13 protein-coding genes are annotated in these 17,489 nt (G+C 53.0%); 2 read left to right on the forward strand and 11 right to left on the reverse strand.

What is annotated here, in order from left to right:
- Positions 1-75 precede the first annotated feature (75 nt).
- The 11 genes from WFK81_RS05630 to WFK81_RS05680 form a co-directional block, all read right to left on the reverse strand.
- Positions 76-990: a carbohydrate ABC transporter permease gene (locus WFK81_RS05630; protein ID WP_336785435.1), complete on the reverse strand. Its 915-nt coding sequence runs from the start codon at positions 988-990 to the stop codon at positions 76-78.
- Between the two features lie 22 nt (positions 991-1,012).
- Complete coding sequence (locus tag WFK81_RS05635; RefSeq protein WP_336785436.1) at positions 1,013-1,948, reverse strand: ABC transporter permease; 936 nt, start codon at positions 1,946-1,948, stop codon at positions 1,013-1,015.
- A 206-nt stretch (positions 1,949-2,154) separates the two neighbouring features.
- Complete coding sequence (locus tag WFK81_RS05640; protein WP_336785437.1) at positions 2,155-3,654, reverse strand: ABC transporter substrate-binding protein; 1,500 nt, start codon at positions 3,652-3,654, stop codon at positions 2,155-2,157.
- A 149-nt stretch (positions 3,655-3,803) separates the two neighbouring features.
- Positions 3,804-5,342: a response regulator transcription factor gene (locus WFK81_RS05645; protein WP_336785438.1), complete on the reverse strand. Its 1,539-nt coding sequence runs from the start codon at positions 5,340-5,342 to the stop codon at positions 3,804-3,806.
- Positions 5,335-7,164 (reverse strand): sensor histidine kinase, encoded by a 1,830-nt coding sequence (locus WFK81_RS05650; protein ID WP_336785439.1) that lies wholly within the window; start codon positions 7,162-7,164, stop codon positions 5,335-5,337. Before WFK81_RS05650 ends, WFK81_RS05645 begins: the two co-directional genes overlap by 8 nt.
- Positions 7,165-7,387: 223 nt before the next feature.
- Positions 7,388-7,714 (reverse strand): hypothetical protein, encoded by a 327-nt coding sequence (locus WFK81_RS05655; protein ID WP_336785440.1) that lies wholly within the window; start codon positions 7,712-7,714, stop codon positions 7,388-7,390.
- Between the two features lie 140 nt (positions 7,715-7,854).
- Positions 7,855-8,904 (reverse strand): Gfo/Idh/MocA family protein, encoded by a 1,050-nt coding sequence (locus WFK81_RS05660; RefSeq protein WP_336785441.1) that lies wholly within the window; start codon positions 8,902-8,904, stop codon positions 7,855-7,857.
- Between the two features lie 20 nt (positions 8,905-8,924).
- Entirely contained in the window at positions 8,925-9,659 is a 735-nt protein-coding gene (locus WFK81_RS05665; protein ID WP_336785442.1) for a ThuA domain-containing protein, read from the reverse strand.
- 71 nt (positions 9,660-9,730) lie between these two features.
- Positions 9,731-11,371, reverse strand: coding sequence for an extracellular solute-binding protein (locus WFK81_RS05670; protein WP_336785443.1), 1,641 nt, complete (start codon positions 11,369-11,371; stop codon positions 9,731-9,733).
- Positions 11,372-11,419: 48 nt separating this feature from the next.
- Positions 11,420-12,307: a carbohydrate ABC transporter permease gene (locus WFK81_RS05675; protein WP_336785444.1), complete on the reverse strand. Its 888-nt coding sequence runs from the start codon at positions 12,305-12,307 to the stop codon at positions 11,420-11,422.
- A gap of 84 nt (positions 12,308-12,391) precedes the next feature.
- A complete protein-coding gene (locus tag WFK81_RS05680) occupies positions 12,392-13,321 on the reverse strand; it encodes an ABC transporter permease (protein WP_336785445.1) in 930 nt (309 codons plus the stop codon).
- A 297-nt stretch (positions 13,322-13,618) separates the two neighbouring features.
- Between WFK81_RS05680 and WFK81_RS05685 the strand changes: the two genes are divergently transcribed.
- Complete coding sequence (locus tag WFK81_RS05685) at positions 13,619-15,364, forward strand: sensor histidine kinase (RefSeq protein WP_336785446.1); 1,746 nt, start codon at positions 13,619-13,621, stop codon at positions 15,362-15,364.
- Positions 15,365-15,367: 3 nt separating this feature from the next.
- Positions 15,368-16,960 (forward strand): response regulator, encoded by a 1,593-nt coding sequence (locus tag WFK81_RS05690; protein ID WP_336785447.1) that lies wholly within the window; start codon positions 15,368-15,370, stop codon positions 16,958-16,960.
- Positions 16,961-17,489: the final 529 nt, after the last annotated feature.

A 17,489-nucleotide genomic window follows, 5' to 3' on the forward strand; every position in this document is an offset into this window, starting at 1 on the left:
CGCGGGCCGCTTGCGGTGTGAAATGTCGTGACGATGTTAATCTTTCGCTGCGTTAACCTTCGATGCTTAAAGGCATTACTCTTTTACGGCGCCAACGGTCAGCCCTTGCACGAAATAGCGCTGGAAGAACGGATACGCGAGCACGATTGGACCTGTCGCCAGGACAACCATCGCCATCCGCGACGTATCCTGCGGCATCGACTGCAGCACGGACGTCCCCAAGGAGGCGTTGTTGCTGTTGGCGAGAATGAACTGCATGCTGTTCTCGATCCGCATCAGCATCGATTGCAGCGGCACCAGGTCGGGGTTCTCGATATACAGCAGGGCGTTGAACCAGTCGTTCCAGTAACCAAGCACGTTGAACAGCGCGATTGTCGCGAGGCCCGGCAGCGCAAGCGGAACGATAAGCCGGAAGAAAATGCCGAATTCGCCGGCGCCGTCAATTTTACCGGATTCGATGATGGCGTCCGGGATCATGGTCGAGAAGAACGTACGCATGATCATGATGTAGAAGGCATTTACCGCGAGCGGCAGAATAAGCGCCCACAGGGAATTCCCGAGTCCGAGCAGCTTCGTCGTCACGATGTAGGTCGGTACGAGCCCGCCGTTGAACAGCATCGTGAAGAAGGCGAGGAACGAGAAAAATTTACGGTATTTGAATCCTTTGCGGGAAATTGCGTACGCGAAGAGCGAGATAAAGACCAAGCTGATCACCGTGCCGACGACCGTAACGAGAATCGTCACGCCGTAGGAGCGCAATAGTTGGTCGCCCGCCTTGAACAGATAACTGTAGGCGTCGGTGCTCCATTTTTTCGGAAATAACGAATATCCGTCCAGCGCAAGCGTCTTCTCGTCCGTGAACGAGATGACCATGACGAGCAGAAACGGAAACACGCAAGCCAGCGCGAACAGTCCGGCAATGAGGTTGAAGATGACGTTCCAGGCCGGCGTCAGCCGGTGGAAGTCCTTGGTTTTCCTAAGGGATGCCATGTTGATGCTCCTTTCTTTCGTCTTAGAATAACGCGTTGTCCTTATTGAAGCGACGGACGATCCAGTTGGACGTGATGACGAGCACGAAGCCGACGAACGATTGGTACAGGCCGGCCGCTGTGCTCATGCCGATCTCCCCGGTCGTCTTCAGGCCGCGGTACACGTAAGTATCGATAACGTTCGTGACGTTGTAGAGCGTGCCGGAATCGCGGGTAACTTGGTAGAACAAGCCGAAATCCGCGTAGAAAATGCGGCCGATGGCCAGCAAGGTCAAAATAGTCATGAGAGGCGTCAGCATCGGCAGCGTGACGTTGCGGATCTGCTGCCATTTGTTCGCGCCGTCGATCATCGCCGCTTCGTACAGCGATTTGTCGATGCCCATGATTGCGGCCAGATAGACCACGCTGTTATAACCGAGCGATTTCCATAGGAACACGATGACGATGATGAACGGCCAGTATTTCGGCTCCGAGTACCATTGCTGCGGATCCATGCCGAACGCCTGGACGATTTTGTTCATCACGCCGCGGTCGAAGCTGAGGAAGCTATATGCGAAATAACCGACGATGACCCAGGACAGGAAATAAGGCATGAACATTCCCGTCTGGTACCATTTCGCCAGCCGCTTGTTTGCGATTTCGGAAAGAACGATGGCCAAGGCCACTGCCAGAACTAGACCAATGATGATGAACACGATGTTGTAGAGCAAGGTATTGCGGGTAATGACATACGCGTCGTTTGTGCTGAACAGGAACTTGAAATTATCGAAGCCGACCCAGCGGCTGTGGATGATGCTGGAGAGAAATCCGCCGTGCACGCGGTATTCCTTGAAGGAAATCACGGTGCCAAGCATTGGCAGGTACGAGAAGAAAAGAAACCAGACGGTAGCCGGAAGCACCATCAGGAGCAGGGCTTTATTGCGATTGATGTCTTTGAAGAAACGCCCAAAGGCCTTCATGGGGTTCACCCTTTCTAAGCGAAGTCGGTTTGCAGCGCCAAGGGCCTGCGGCAATTCGTTCCAAGATGAAACGGCTGATGCCGTCCACTTTCGGCGGCGCAAGTTTCATCCCTTAGAACGAGAAACAACGTACGGTATCCCGTTAGTTTCTCTCTTTTTGAAAAAAGGGCGAATGCCGAACATTCGCCCTTCGGTGCTATAAATGATTACTTGCCTTGCGCGGCTTTCCAAGCGTCGAGCTGCGTTTGCGCTTCGGCCATGATTTTGCCAAGACCCGCGTCGTTCAGCTTCTTGATCGCTTGCGGCAAGTATTTATCCGGATCGACGGTACCCGTCATGAGCGGCGCCCAGAAGGATTCCTTCGCGTTTTGCACGGCTGCGATCTCGTTTGACACTTTCGTCGGATCGAAGTTGAAGCCGAGCAGTGCTGCAGGTTTGCCTGCATCGTTGTATTTCTTGAACTGTTCCCATTTGTCGGCAGGATCGCCCGGGTTCAGGTGAGTGATCATAATGTTGCCAAGCGAGAACGTTGGCATGTCGTAGTTCTTGGACTCAGGAAGGTTCTCCATGTAGTCGCCGTCGGTTACTTTGTAGTGCGTGCCTTCGATGCCGGAATCGACCATGTTGCGGAGGACCGGATCGGTGTTGAGCAGGTTCAGGAATTCCATCGCTTTCTCTTTATGCTTCGAGTTCGCGGAGATGGCTTGCATGGAACCCATAACCGATTGGTTGTAGATGAGCGCGTCGCTCATAGGTGTCGATACGATCGGATAGCCGTAGCTGGTCGACCATACGTTGTCCGCGAAAGGCTGCGTTGTCGCCTTGTCGGCAAACCATTTGCCCGTTGCCTGAACGTCCGAGGACGATTCCAGCGTCGCGGCTTCCGTCGGAATGTAGCCGGCCAGGTAGTATTTGTGCATCGTTTCGAGCGCTTGCTTCATTTCAGGCGTTTCGAATACGTTTACGATTTTGTAGCTAGCGTCGTCGAGCTTCACGGCCAGCGGGAATTTCTCGATCAAATAGTCGTATGGAATGTACGGCGTGAAGGTCTTGTCCACTTGCAGTGGAGTCACGTCCGGGTTGTTTTGTTTGACTGTCTTGAGCAAAGGCTCGAGGCTTTCCAGGGTACGCACGTCCGTAATGCTCAGCTTGTTTTCGTCAAGGATGTTTTTGTTGAAGCGCCATACCTCGGATGTCGGAAGCTCTTTGTTTGCCGGTACGCCGTAGTTTTTGCCGTCGACCTTGGAACCGCTAAGGAAGGCAGGGTTCAGCGTATCGGTAATGCCTTTGCCGTATTGCGCCAGCAGATCGTCGATTGGAGCAAAAGCCCCTTTGCGCGCGTTTTGCACGTAATCGAATGCCCATGCGGCGGTGAACATGATGTCCATATCCGCGCCGGAAGCGGTCAGTACCTGCATCTTCTGGTTGTAATCGCCCCAGTCGATCATCGTCATTTTGACTGTTGCGCCGATTTTTTCTTTCGTGTATTCGCTAACCGCTTCCATGACTTTGTCGACGTCTTTCTGCGGCGTGCCGATTGTGTACCAGTTCAACTCGACAGGTTTAGCGTTGCTGCCAGCGTTGCTGGACGAAGAAGTGTTGTTGCTTGCGGCCGTATTGCCGCCGTTGCTTCCGCAGGCGCTCAGCAAGAGCATGACGGCCATCGCGGATGTCAGGCCGATCGATGCCTTTTTACGGATTCCCATTGGTGTTGCCTCCCTTTTGTCTGTGTAGCATTCAATAGTCGCGACTTCTTGCTACTTCATCTTAGAAGATGAAAACATTTTCAAAAATAATAGAAAACAAAGAATAAGTGTACAAAATAAAGAAAGGAACCGCGAATGACGCCTCAGCGTCACAGCAGCTCCTTAAAATCGCCCGGCACCATCCCGACATGCTTCTTGAACTGTTTGTAGAAGTAGCCTGTCTCCCAGTACCCGACCTGTCTTGCGATCTCGTTCACCTTAAGCCGGCTGTCCGCCAGCAGTTCCTTCGCTTTGTCGATTCGAAATTTGTTCAGGTAATCCGTGAACGTATCCCCCGTCTGCTTATGAAAGAGCTGTCCGAGGTAATTGGGGTGAATATGGAATTGGTGGCCAAGCGACTTGAGCGTCAGCGCCTCCGCATAGTGCTCCTGGATGTAGCGCAGAGCCTGCTTGATGACGGGGCTCATGTCTTCTCCGGAGAACGAATCGGCCGCAAAGAAAGCAGCCGTCCGTACGGCATTCTCCACCCCTTCGAGCGTTGCCGCTGTCACCGCTTGGTCAAGCGCGTCCTGGAACACGTCCGCGGCATCCGCGCGCCCAAGCTTGTCGACCTCGAGCTTCATCAGAATCATGAGCTCGATGGCGGCGCCTCTCGCCCGGACCGGATGCAGGCTTTCCGCCATTCGAATAGTCGCGAAATCGCGGGCGATAACCTCCTCCAGCTCGGCTTTGTCCTTGGCGAGAATGGGCTTCGCATACGCCTCCCATTCGAACAACCCCGAAGGAAGAGACGCCGTTTCCGCGGAAATATCCGCATAATCGAGCAAATGCCGGTCATGCCGCACCAGGAAAAATTGCTGCGCTTTGCGCGCTTCTGCATAGCTTGCTGCGGCATCGGCCGTCGCCACGATCCCGCCGAGCGCGATCTGCGGGCCAAGCTGCCTGTTCTCCCATTTGTCCGCCGCTCTTTCCAACGCTTCCGTTACCTTAGCTTTATTCCGCATGCCCTCGTTTATGCAGCAGGCGACGACCAGCTCGCCCTCGTCGTTGAGAAAGGGAACAAACGACAGGCCGTCGGACTCCTGAGCCAAGAGATCCTTGATGCAATCGTTCGGGCCGTAACCCGCGACACCTTGTTCAGAGCGAAAACGGATGATTGCCAGCGCCGCATACGGCTTCGAGAGATCGATGCCAAGGAGGGCCGTCCGTTCCTCCAGCTCGGGCAACGCGATCCGCCCGTTTACCCACCGGGTCATGACGTTGTCCCGCAGGATGCCGATCTCATCTTCCTCCAGCGGCTTTTCCGGCTTATCCACCTCCAGCTTCCGTACCGTATCCGTCAGCGTCGCCTCCAGCTCCCCGAAGTTAATCGGCTTGAGCAGGTAGTTCTCGATGCCAAGGCGCATGCCTTCCTTGAGATAATTGAATTCGTTGAACCCGCTCAGAATGATCACCTTCAACCGCGGCTGCAGCTCCCGTGCCTTGCGGATCAGTTCAAGCCCGGTCATGATCGGCATCGAGATGTCGGTGATGAGCAGGTCGACCGGCAGCTCGCGCAGCCGCTCCAGCGCTTCCTCGCCGTCTTCGGCGCTGCCGACGACCTCCAGGCCGAAGGCGGACCAATCGACGGCGTCGCTTAAGCCTTCCGTGATAAACGGTTCGTCATCCACAAGCAATACTTTATACATCGCCAGCTTCCTCCTGTTGTTCAACCGCGGGCCAGATCACCGTCACCGATGTCCCCTTCCCGGGCGTGCTTTCTATGCTTAACCCATAGCCGGGTCCGTGCACCAGTTCAATCCGCTCGTGCACGCTGCGCAGCCCGAAGGACTGCTGTTCTTCGGTTTCCGGCATCTTCAGCCGCCGCATAATGCCCGCAAGCTGCTCCGGCTCGATGCCTTTGCCGTTGTCGCGTACCTGGACCCGGATCAGGCCGTTCTCTTGCGTTGCCTCGATAGTCAGGCGATTGTTCTTGCGCCGGGAATCCATCCCGTGCACGATATAGTTCTCCACGATTGGCTGCAGCAGCAGCTTTGCAACCGGAACCCGCAGCAGCTCTTCGTCGCATTCGACCTCATAGGCGAATTTGTCTTTGTAACGGATCCGGAACAGCTCCAGGTACAGCCTGCACATTTCAAGCTCTTCGCCAAGCGTGTTCTCCGCCTTCGCGCTGACCGAGTTGCGGAACAGCGCCGCGAGGCTGTAGATCATCTCGCCGACGTCGACCGCGCCCTGGGACATCGCCCGCATCCGGATAACCTCCAGCGTGTTGTAAAGAAAATGCGGGTTTACCCTTGCCTGAAGAGCAGCAAGCTCCGTCTGCTTATGCCTCAGCTCCGCCTTGTATTCCCGGTCGATATGCCGGCCCAGCTCGTCGAGCATCTCGTTAAAGCTCTGAGAGATCTGCCCGAGCTCGTCCTCGCGGGCGTCCTGCAGGCGGGCGGTAAGGTTGCCCCCTTCCACCTTCCGCATGAAGTGCACGATCCGGTTCGTCCGCCGCGAGATATTGACGATCAAGATGGACGGAATGATCACCGCGACGACGATGCAGATCGAACTGATCATAATGATCGTCCGCTTGAGGCCTGCGTACGCCTCGGCCATCACGCTTTTTGGCATAATACCAACGACGAAATAACCGGCTGCGTTCTGCGTCAGCGTGGAGATGTACGACGGCTCGTCTAGCACCTCGGTTTCCTTCAGGGAGCCGATTTGCTTCATGTACGGGAAGATCTGTCCGTAGTACCGGTTCGCGGAATCGGACAGCACCTGCCCGTCCTGCGATAGAACCAGAATCTCGCCCTTAAGCGGGGTCCGCTGCTGGTCCAGCGATCGGTTCACCATGCCGGAATCGAAGTATACGAGCAGCTGTCCGATATTTTTGAGCGTATTCTTATCGTTCACTTGGACGCGCATGGAATACAGCTGCGAGTTCCATTGGCCGATCAGCCCGCGGATCCAGATGTTCGGCGTCGCCGCCACGGGCCCTTCCGCCGCCATGATCTCGGGGATGTACGAGCGGGTCGGATTGGTCTTGTACAGCCGCCGGGGGCCGTTCCGGTTGAAGGCGTACAGCTGCTGCATGTCCGTGCTGTACAGCAGGATGTTCTGGATGTCGGGATCGGCATCCATCCGGTCCGCGAGATAGCTCAGAATATCAACCGCGCTCTCGTTGCCGCCCGCATAATTCTGGTCAAGCATGTACTGCGCGTATTCGCTGTAGGAATGCCTGAGAAAGTAGGACGCATTGCTCGCGAGCAGGTTGTTGCGGTAGATGTCCTGCACCGTATTCTGCACCCAGTCGTACTTCTGCTCCATATAGCGGTTCACCCGCTCCATCGCCTGCTTCTGGTTGTTCAGCTCGCTGTTCACGATGGAATGGGATATGAGGCCAAATAGCAAGTATGAGAGCGTGATGATCGTCAAATGCACGATGACCGCGAAGACAAGGATGACTTTGACGAACAGGTTGTTCTGTATATAATTACGGTAAATTTTCCGGAATCTCAAGCGCCCGTGCCCTCTCTCTTCGATAGTTAGGATTTGCCGCCATTATAACATTAACGGCGAAGCCGCGCCTATTCGGCCCGTCTGCCGGCGATTGGTCCGATTTTCAGCACAAATCATACCACCGAGAGAAGCATGAAGTCCATTGCATCCCGGAAGGTCAAGGTATGATCAAAATCAAAAAGCCCGTCTAACCGCAAGGCCGAGACGGGCTTTTAATGTCTTGTTACTGCCTAATATAGGTCCCCCCTATATCCATTAACCCTCTTACGTAAATACGCTTATGAGTTTTATCGCCTTTGTATGCATACACCCATTCGGGCCAAATGTAATCGGTTATTCCTCTTTTCTCTCCCTCGTTGTATGCGATACCGATTGTTTTTCCAAGATGATCGGCGCTTGATCCTTCATAGACATAACGATTATCTTCAAATACGATGGCGTCGCCTCTAATTTCGTATCTATCCACCCACACTCTAGTTTTTAGAAAATAGAACGAGGCTATAAGCAAAAGCAGAATAACGGCAGGAACACCTATTTTCAGTATTTTCATAGCTTAACGGGCTCAATCCTCTCTAAAAATAATCATTTTAAAATTATCCAAATAATACCATATAACAGAAATCAAATCTGCAGTAAAAAAATAAAAAAAGTACCTGCGTCCATTAAACGCAGGTACCCTATCCCAATCAATTAAATCACAATCGTACGCTTCTCTTCGCTCGCGCGAATGACCGCGTCGATAATCTCCTGGTTGCGGTAGCCGTCCATAAAGCCCGGGAGACTCTCCGATGCCGTACCATCCAGCAGCGACAGGAAGTCGCCGTATTGGGTTACCCGGCATCTCTCCGGTACGTTAATTACCGCTCTTGCCAGCTGACCCGGCGCTTCCTCGCGAATCCAGACAATCTGATCCGGGTTCAGCGTCGACGCGTGCAGCGTACCGGCATCGCCGAAAATCGATACTTCATGCTGGTTGCCGGAGCCGATCGCATTGCGCGACGACTGGAAGATGCCAACCTCATCGCCGGACATTCGGGCCTGGAAGCTTACGAAGTCGTCGACTTCGATCTTCACCATCCGGCCGGTTGCCGGATCCGGACGCTCCGGCACTAGCGTGCGCAGCTGCGCGGACAGTTCCTTAAATTCACCGAATAGAAACCGCGCTATATCGATCATATGCGAGCCTAGATCGCCAAGCGTCCCCGTGCCGGTAATGTCCTTGTTGAAGCGCCAAATATACGGCGTCTGATTCGGAGCCGCTCCCCAGTCCTGCAGGTATTGGATCGCAAAGCTCCGCACCTTGCCCAGCTTCCCTTCCCTTACAAGCTCCCGCGCATAACGGAAAGCGGGCGTATAACGGTAGCTGAATCCAACCATGCCGTTAACCGGCTGCTGCTCGTACAGCTCGAGCAGCCCCGCTGCCTCCTCGAATACGCGGGTGAACGGCTTCTCCGCCAGATAAGGCTTGCCTGCCTGCAGGCAGGCGCGGACGATATCCGCGTGGACGTTATTAGGCGTCACCGATACGACCGCATCCACATCCGGGTCGTTAATCAGCTGCACGAAATCACCGTATCGTTTGTCCGGCGATATCCCCAGCAAATCGCCTTTCTCCGTTAACGCAGCTTCATTCACATCGCTCACCGCAATAATAGCAAAGCGGCCCTCTTCAGCCATCCAACGGATATGCGAATGCGACATGCCGCCAAGACCAATCAATCCGATTCGATATTTCTTCATCGTCGTATTCCCCCTTCGCCTTATGCCTTCACGCCAATCGGCTCAAGCGGCTGCACGTTGCCGCGTATAGGCAGCTCCCGCCGAACCGGCTGCGCCCATTTAACCGCATTAACGATGACGCGCTGAATCGCCGGGTTATGGTAAGTCGGATACGTTTCGTGACCGGGTCTGAAATAAAACACCTTGCCGCTGCCGCGCGTATACGCGCAGCCGCTGCGGAAGATTTCGCCGCCCTCGAACCAGCTTGCGAAGATAAGCTCATCCGGTGCAGGGATATCGAAATGCTCGCCGTACATTTCCTCTTCCGGCAGCTCGATATACTCCCCGATTCCTTCGGCGATCGGATGTCCCGGCGCTACAACCCAGAGACGCTCCTTCTCGTCGGCTTCGCGCCATTTCAGGCTGCAGCTTGTTCCCATCAAAGCTTTGAAAATTTTAGAATAATGGCCGGAGTGAAGAACGATAAGCCCCATGCCGTCCAGCACGCGCTGATACACCTTGCCGACGATTTCATCCTGCACTTCGTCATGCGCGAGATGGCCCCACCAGATTAATACATCGGAATTCTTCAGCACTTCATCGGTAAGTCCGTGCTCCGGCTCGTCCAAAGTCGCCGTTCCCGCTTCCATCCCCGCTTCGGTCAAAAAACGCGCGATGGCCTGATGGATGCCATCCGGATAAATCTCCTTCGCCTTGGGGTTCGTCCGTTCATGACGGTTCTCGTTCCATACGGTTACTCGCAGTTTGTCAGTCATCTCTTATTCCTCCCAGCATGATCTATAAAAAAAGCTGCCCTGCAGTCCGTACGCAGGGCAGCAGCAAAACCTTATTTAATGTTCATGTAGCGGTTGTACGCGTCATTGTAAATCTTGATCAGCTTCTCAAGCCCCATATCGTTCAGCTTCTTGACGTAAGCATCCCACTCCTGGTCGATGCCGCCTTTGGTCACCCATTTGGCGCGGGTGCTCTTAATGTAGCTCTCAATATCCGTAATGAGCGTTGGCAGCTCGGCGTATTCTTCCTCGGTGTACATCACGTCCGGGAACGGCTGCGTGACATATTCCTTGCCCAAGCTGTCGAGCTGGAGCTTCAGACCGTCACCGCTTGAAGGATCAAGCTTGATGTTCTTCTCGAATTCGGGGCTGACGTATTTCGGTCCGAAATCCCGCAGGGAGCTGTCCCAATACCAAGCGTCCGCGCTAGTGCCGTCCGGCGGATCCATCAGGGTATAGGTACCGTCGGCGTTTTTCTCAATGGAGGTGCCAATCGCGCCCCAGAAGTTTTGGATACTTGCTTCCCCGGTGTAGAACTGGTCCGCCCAGCGCGCCGCAACCTCCGGATGCTCGTTCGAGGTCGTAATGAGCACCTCGTTGCGGCGGATGCTTAATCCGTTCGGATCGCCAATCTGATATTTCTTGCCGTCCGGCCCGGTAATCGGAGCAATGGTCTCATACTGCTTGCTCCATTGGCCAAATACCGCATCCGGCGTCCATTGGTACGAGAATCCAACAAGCGCGGCGTCCGGATTTTGCCGTTTGGCCGTCAGCATCGTATCGTCCTGCGTGAACGTTTCTTTATCGATCAAACCTTCGGAATACAATTTATTCGCCCAGGTAATAGCCGCCTTATAAGCTTCCGATGTCGGGAAGTACTCCGGCTTGCCGTCCTTCAGCACCATATGGTTGCCGCGGATATCCGTAATGCCGAACGGCGCGAACAGGTTCATGTCCAAATCCTTCTGATCGCTGTACGGAATCTCGTCAGCCTTGCCGTTGCCGTTTGGATCCTTCTCCTTAAACGCTTTCAGTACCGTGTACAGCTCATCAAGCGTTTCCGGCGCCTTGAGTCCCAATTTGTCCAGCCACTCTTTGTTGATAACCGGCTGCACGGAAGAATACGGCCGCGACGGCAGTCTTGCGGGCAGCGAATAGATTTTGCCGTCCGGGAACGTGCTCAGCTTCTTCAGCTCCGGCATTTCGGCCATGGCCGCTTTCAGATTCGGCATATATTTGTCGATGTAGTCGTCAAGCGGACGGAAAATGCTCAGGTTGTTCACGATATCGGAGTCCCCAAACGCCAGGTCGCCGATAATCACATCCGGCATTTTTCCGCTTGCCAGCATAACCGACTTCTGGGCATCCCAATCGCTCGAGGAGATGACCTGCCAATTGATTTTGACATTCGAATTTTTCTCCAACTCTTGAAGCCAGGTGTTCTTCGTGAACGTATCCCCCATGTTGCCCCAACGGATCGTAAGAACGTCCAGCGTTACCGGCTTATCTACAATCGGAAGGCCTTCCGCATGGAAGTTGCTGCCTGCTTTGCCGTTACCCCCGTTATTGGAAGCAGCGGCATTATCGGTACTCTTGTCGCTGCTGCAGCCCGCAAGCACCGCAGTGCCCAATACGGAAATCAAAGCGAGGCTGGACAGCATTTTTCTCGTATAGCTCTTCGAAACGGTTGTCATGTATAAATCCCCCTCTAAAAGGATAATGGCAATTCCCCCACAGCTTGCTTACTCCTTCACGGCGCCGATCATCACCCCCTTGTTGAAATGCTTTTGCACAAACGGGTAGATGCACATGATCGGAACCGTAGCGACGATAATAACGGAATAGCGCAGCAGGTTGGCAAGACGCAGCGCGATTTGGGCCGCTTCCCCCGTGCCAAGCGCGGTCTGCATCTGATTGGTGACCAGAATATCTCTTAAGATCAGCTGCAGCGGGTACAAATTCTTATCCTGCAGATAGATTAACGCGTTAAAATACGAATTCCATTGCCCAACGGCAAACCATAAAGCCAGAACCGATATGATCGGCTTCGAGAGCGGCAGCACCATCTGAGCATAAAAGCGCAGATTTCCGCAGCCGTCGATTTGCGCGGCTTCCCACAGCTCCGTCGGAATGCCCGTCCGGAAGAACGTACGCGCTACGATAATATCAAAGACGGCAACCGAGAAAGGCAGCACCATGACCAGAAACGTGTCGTACAGATGAAAATCCCGGATCGTCAGAAACGTAGGCACTAGCCCCCCGTTGAAGAACATGGTGAAAATAAAGAAGAGGGACAAAAACTTGCGTCCGACCAGATCCTTTCTCGACAGGGCATAACCCGCCGACACGTTGACGATAAGGCCGATCAAGGTACCCACTACCGTATAAACGATCGTGTTCCGGTAGCCGATCCAAATATTCGAATGATTCAGTAATTCCTTATAACCGTCGAGCGTAAACCCTTTCGGAAATAACCATACCTTTCCGTTCCCGACAGCCGAAGGATCGCTGAAGGAGGCGATGATAATAAAGTAAAGCGGATATAACACAATGATAAGGACAATCGCGGCCCAAATATAGAGCAGGATCTCCAGCAGTTTATCGCTGTTGCCCGATTTTTTCGGTTGCATGGCTAAATTCGCGGCAGCCTCCATAGCTGTTCAGCTCCTTTCTAAAAGGAATGGCGAAGCCATTCATACTTCGTAAGCATTGACTTACCAGAGACTGTTCTCGGAGTATTTTTTCGATATCCAGTTGACCAGAATTAACAATGTGAAATTAATAACCGTATTAAATAGATTGATGGCCGCCGAGAAGCTGTACTGGGAGCTGAGCAGCCCGATTTTGTACACATAAGTCGAGATCACTTCGCTGCCGCCTATGTTTAGGTTGTTTTGCAGCAGATAGGTCTTCTCGAAGCCAACGCCCAACAGTCCGCCAATTCGCAGAATCAATAAGGTTACCGCCGTTGGGATAAGCATCGGAATGTCGATGTAGCGGATTTTCTGCCATCGGCTGGCTCCGTCCACGGTTGCCGCTTCGTATAGGCTTGGACTTACGGAGGATAAGGCCGCGAGATAAATAATGCTGTCCCACCCCGTATGCTGCCAGACGTCCGACCAGACATACAGGCTGCTGAACATGCTGGCCGACCCCATCAGGTTTGGCGCTTCGGCGCCGAATAGCCGGTAGATGTTGCCGATCAGTCCGTTCCCCGGCGACAGCAGGATCATCATGAGACCCACGATTACGATAGTCGAAATAAAATGCGGCATGTACGTAATCGTCTGGAATACCCGTTTGAACCGGTTCTGCCGCAGCTGATTCACGAGAATGGCGAATACGATCGGAAGCGGGAAGGTGACAAAGCTGTACAGGCTGATGAATACCGTGTTCTTAATGGTGACCGTGAATTGGTAGGAATGAAAAAACTTCTCGAAATATTTGAACCCTACCCAGGGACTGTCCATAATGCCAAGCGCCGGTTTGAAATCTTTAAAGGCGATAATGACCCCGTACATCGGCTTATACGTAAAACAGAGCAGCAGCACGACAGCTGGCAGCAAGAGCAGGTATAAACCCCAGTTTCTGCTGATTCTCGTTACGTAACGATGCAGATTACCGCTCGATGAACTGTTTATCAAGAATGTGTACCTCCCTTTTGCTGTGTGATTGACTTCAGTATACATGCCCCGCGATGACGGGATATGGACATCATGGATGCAAATTCCGGACATTCGGATGCCGGAAAATCGGATTCTAGCCTTAACGGAGAAGTACAGCTTTGGCCGACCTACAATCCGGACTTTTCGCTGTCACTATTCGGACATTCGCTCTTTTAAGGGGTTGCAAACGGTTGCATTTTTGAAGGCCAGGGCTATAATTATCTGACACACGAATTTCGTTTAATAGAGGTTGATAGCGGGGAGTTGCGGGGCAATATGGCCAAACCGTCGGAGAACAAGCTGTATCCGATTCAGCATTACGTCAAAATCATTCTCGTCATTTCGTTTACCGCGCTGATTCTGGACTTTATCATCAGCTTTGCGTCGATCACCATCGTTAAACAGCAGTCCGCAAGGGATTTGAGGGATACCGCTTATTTGTATATCAACCGGATTAACAGCGACTTTTCCTACATTAATCATTTCATGGGCTGGACGCTGGCCAACGACGAGAACGTCAAAATGATGGAAACCCACGACACGAACGAGACGGAATTCATCAAAGCAAACGATGCTTTGTACAAAAGGTTCGTCGAGCTTCAGACCAGCTATGACAAGAGCTATAACTTCTTTATCTTCTTCAAGAAGAAGAACGTGATGCTCAACATTGCGCCTATGAGGGCGACGTACAAGGAATACCAGCAATTGCAGCAGCAGATTAATGTCTTCATCAAAGACAAGGTCATCTATGAGAAGTTCTATTCCCGCTGGTCGACCATTCAGCTGGCCGGGAAATTTTATATCGTTAATATCGTGCCTTATCACGACAGCTATATGGTCTGCCTGATCGCCGCGGACGATCTGATTAAGCCGCTTCGCCAGATTAATCTGGGCGAGAATGGTTACGCCTCCCTGCGTGCCGAGGACGGCAGTCTTGTAACAAGCCCTATTTCGAATAAAGGAAAGCTGCTGAACATCGAAAAGGAGCAGGACCGCTCCTCCGTCATGAACACGCTCCAGACCCGAACGACGGTCAACGGCGAGTTCGATAACGCCTCCTTCTTCGTGAAGCTGGTCATTCAATTCGGCGCGTTTGAGAAAATCATGATCGTTCAGCTGCTGATTATGCTGCTCGCCGTTATTGTCGCCTGCAGCCTGAGCTTCATTATGCTGTACTTCAAGAACAAGGTGCTGCAGCCGATCAAGAGTTTCTCTTACAACCTCGCCTTCTGGGCGGAGGATGGGGAGCCGCTCGACAGTACGGGCAGCAAGATTGTGGAGCTGGAGAAAGCCAACAGGCAATTTGCCCAGCTCGTTAACCAGATTAAAACCTACAAGATCGATATTTACGAACGCGAGCTTGAGAAGCAGCGCATTCAGCTGGATTATATGAAGCTGCAGATTAAGCCGCATTTTTTCCTGAACTGCCTGACGACCATTCACAGCATGGCGCAGATGGATATGACCGAAGAAATCCAGCAGATGGCTTTGTCCACCTCGGTATACTTCCGGTATATTTTCCAGAACGGCCAGGACTTTGTCAGACTGGAGGATGAAATCGAGCATGTACGGGTTTATCTCGAAATTCAGAGGAACCGCTACCGCAGCTCGTTCCTGTACCGGATCGAGCAGGACCAGTCAACGCGGGATGTCCCGATCCCTCCTCTCGTGCTGCAGACCTTTGTGGAGAATGCGATCAAATACGCGGTATCGCGGGATCATGAGGTGCTTATTACTCTGACCGTTGAGAGGCGGATGATGGAGGAGCAAAGGATGACCGTCATCCGGATAACGGATACGGGGCCGGGTTTTCCGCCGGAGGTCTTGGAAAAGCTGCAGCAGGGAGAGCCGCTTGATCAGACGCTCGGCACGCAAATCGGCATTATGAATACCGTTCAGCGATTGAAATACCTGTACGGAGATCTTGCGCGGATCCGCTTCGGAAATCCGCCTAACGGAGGCGCCTCGGTGACTCTCCATCTTCCGGAGCTTCCGGCCAATTCGAATGAGACGGGAGTGTAGCTCATGAATGTATTGCTTGTTGATGACGATTACTTTGTCGTAACCGCGCTGGAGAAGAAGATCGACTGGGCTTCGCTTGGAATCGAGGGCATCTATACGGCCCACAATGTCGCCCAGGCACGGGATATTCTGATGAAGCACAAGGTTCAAATTCTGATCTCGGATATCGAAATGCCGCAGGGAAGCGGCCTGGAGCTCTTGGCGTGGATTCGCGAGGAGAACTACAACGTGCAGGCGATCTTCTTGACCAACTACGCGGACTTCAATTACGCGCAAAAAGCGATCGAGCTGCGCAGCTTCGAATATTTCCTGAAGCCGATCCAATTCGATAAGCTGATGCTTATTATCCGGAAAGCAATTGATCGGGCGAAAGAACAGCAGCAGCAGGAGAAAGCCATCCAGGAGGGCTATTACTGGCAGCGCAATCAAGCGAAGATGCTGGAGCACTTCTGGCGCAAGCTGATCAGCGGCAGCGTATCCTGCGCGCTTAAGGCTGCGGATATCCTGCTTGCCGTTGAGGAGCAGCATCTTTCGTATGAGCGCCATGATCTCATTCAGCCCGTTCTGATTAATCTCTTTCCTTATGACGGCAGTATGGGAGTTGAGGAAAAAAATCTGTTGGATTTCGCGTTGCTGAATGTCCTATACGAGCTGTTTCAGCATCCTCAATTTACGGTGGAAACGGTGCTGGAATACAGCGCTTATAACTGGATCGCCGTGCTGAAATGGAAGGAAGCCCCGGATTCCCAGACGCTTGACGGGCTTTGCGCCGCGTTTATCCAACAGGCGAATCGCTCGCTCAAATGCGATGCCTGCTGCATCGTCGCCATGTCCGGCAACCTTGAGGGCATTAGCCCGGTCATTCGCCAGCTGCTGGAACGCAATCAGGATATCGCCAAGCGGCGCAATCATATTTTTTTCGTGGAGCATGGGCTTCTTCAGGCCGACGAAGCGTATCAGCCGCCGGATCTAACCAAGCTGGAGGAATTACTGGAGCGGAATCTGCCGGATGAATTCCTGCAGGAGACCACACGGTATTTAAACGAGTCGGTGCATCGGGATCATTTTTCCACCTCCGTCCTTAGCTTGTTTAGACTGGATATGATGCAGCTTGTATATGCGTTCCTGAAGTCAAAGGGCATTCAGGCGCATCAATTGTACACGGGTAAAACCAATGAACGGCTGCTTGCCCATTCCCTCCATTCCATCGAGGATCTGGAGGCTTACTTGAAGTATCTGGTTCACACGGCCATGGAATACCGCGATTTCGCCGAGCAGCCTAAATCCGTTGCCGAGGAAATCAAGCAATATATCCATGCCCATTACGGGGAGGATTTGACCCGCATCAGCCTGGCGGAAATCGTCTACCTCCATCCCGATTATCTGGCCAGACTGTTCAAGAAGGAGACCGGCGTCTCCCTGGGTACTTATGTGATCAGCGCCCGGATTGAAGCCGCCAAGCAGCTGCTCCGCACGACCAATCTGTCGGTCTTCGCCGTGGCGAAGAAGGTGGGCTATGCCAACTACTCGTACTTCGCCAAGGTCTTTAAGCAAGAGGCCGGCGTAACGCCTAATGAATATAAGCAGGATGGCTAGGGGGTGGTGGCCACTAGCCGCCACAGGCGCTGCGCTTTGCTGCACGTTCCGCTTCACGATGCGCGACACCAGCGAAGCGCTTAAGGTCCCTAAAGGACCTTAAGCATCTCATACGACGGCTATTTTACATGGTTAAGGTCCTTTAGGGACCTTAAGTTCCGGATAACCCGCCTTTTTTGCTCATTTAGAGCACCTTCCTGCTCGCTTAAGGTCCCTAAAGGACCTTAAGCATCTCATACGACGGCTATTTTACATGGTTAAGGTCCTTTAGGGACCTTAAGTTCCGGATAACCCGCCTTTTTTGCTCATTTGGAGCACCTTCCTGCTCGCTTAAGGTCCCTAAAGGACCTTAAGCATCTCGTGCGACGGCTATTTTGCATCGTTAAGGGCCCTTAGGGACCTTAAGTTCCGGTCTAAAAATCGAGTAGGAGGGGGCGCCTAGCCCCCGTCCTCTCACACCACCGTACATGCGGGTCCGCATACGGCGGTTCCAAATGGTTAACAAAGTTCTAAATAACGAGTAAGTAAA

The organism is Paenibacillus sp. MMO-177, from assembly GCF_037147795.1.
Lineage (GTDB): Bacteria > Bacillota > Bacilli > Paenibacillales > Paenibacillaceae > Pristimantibacillus.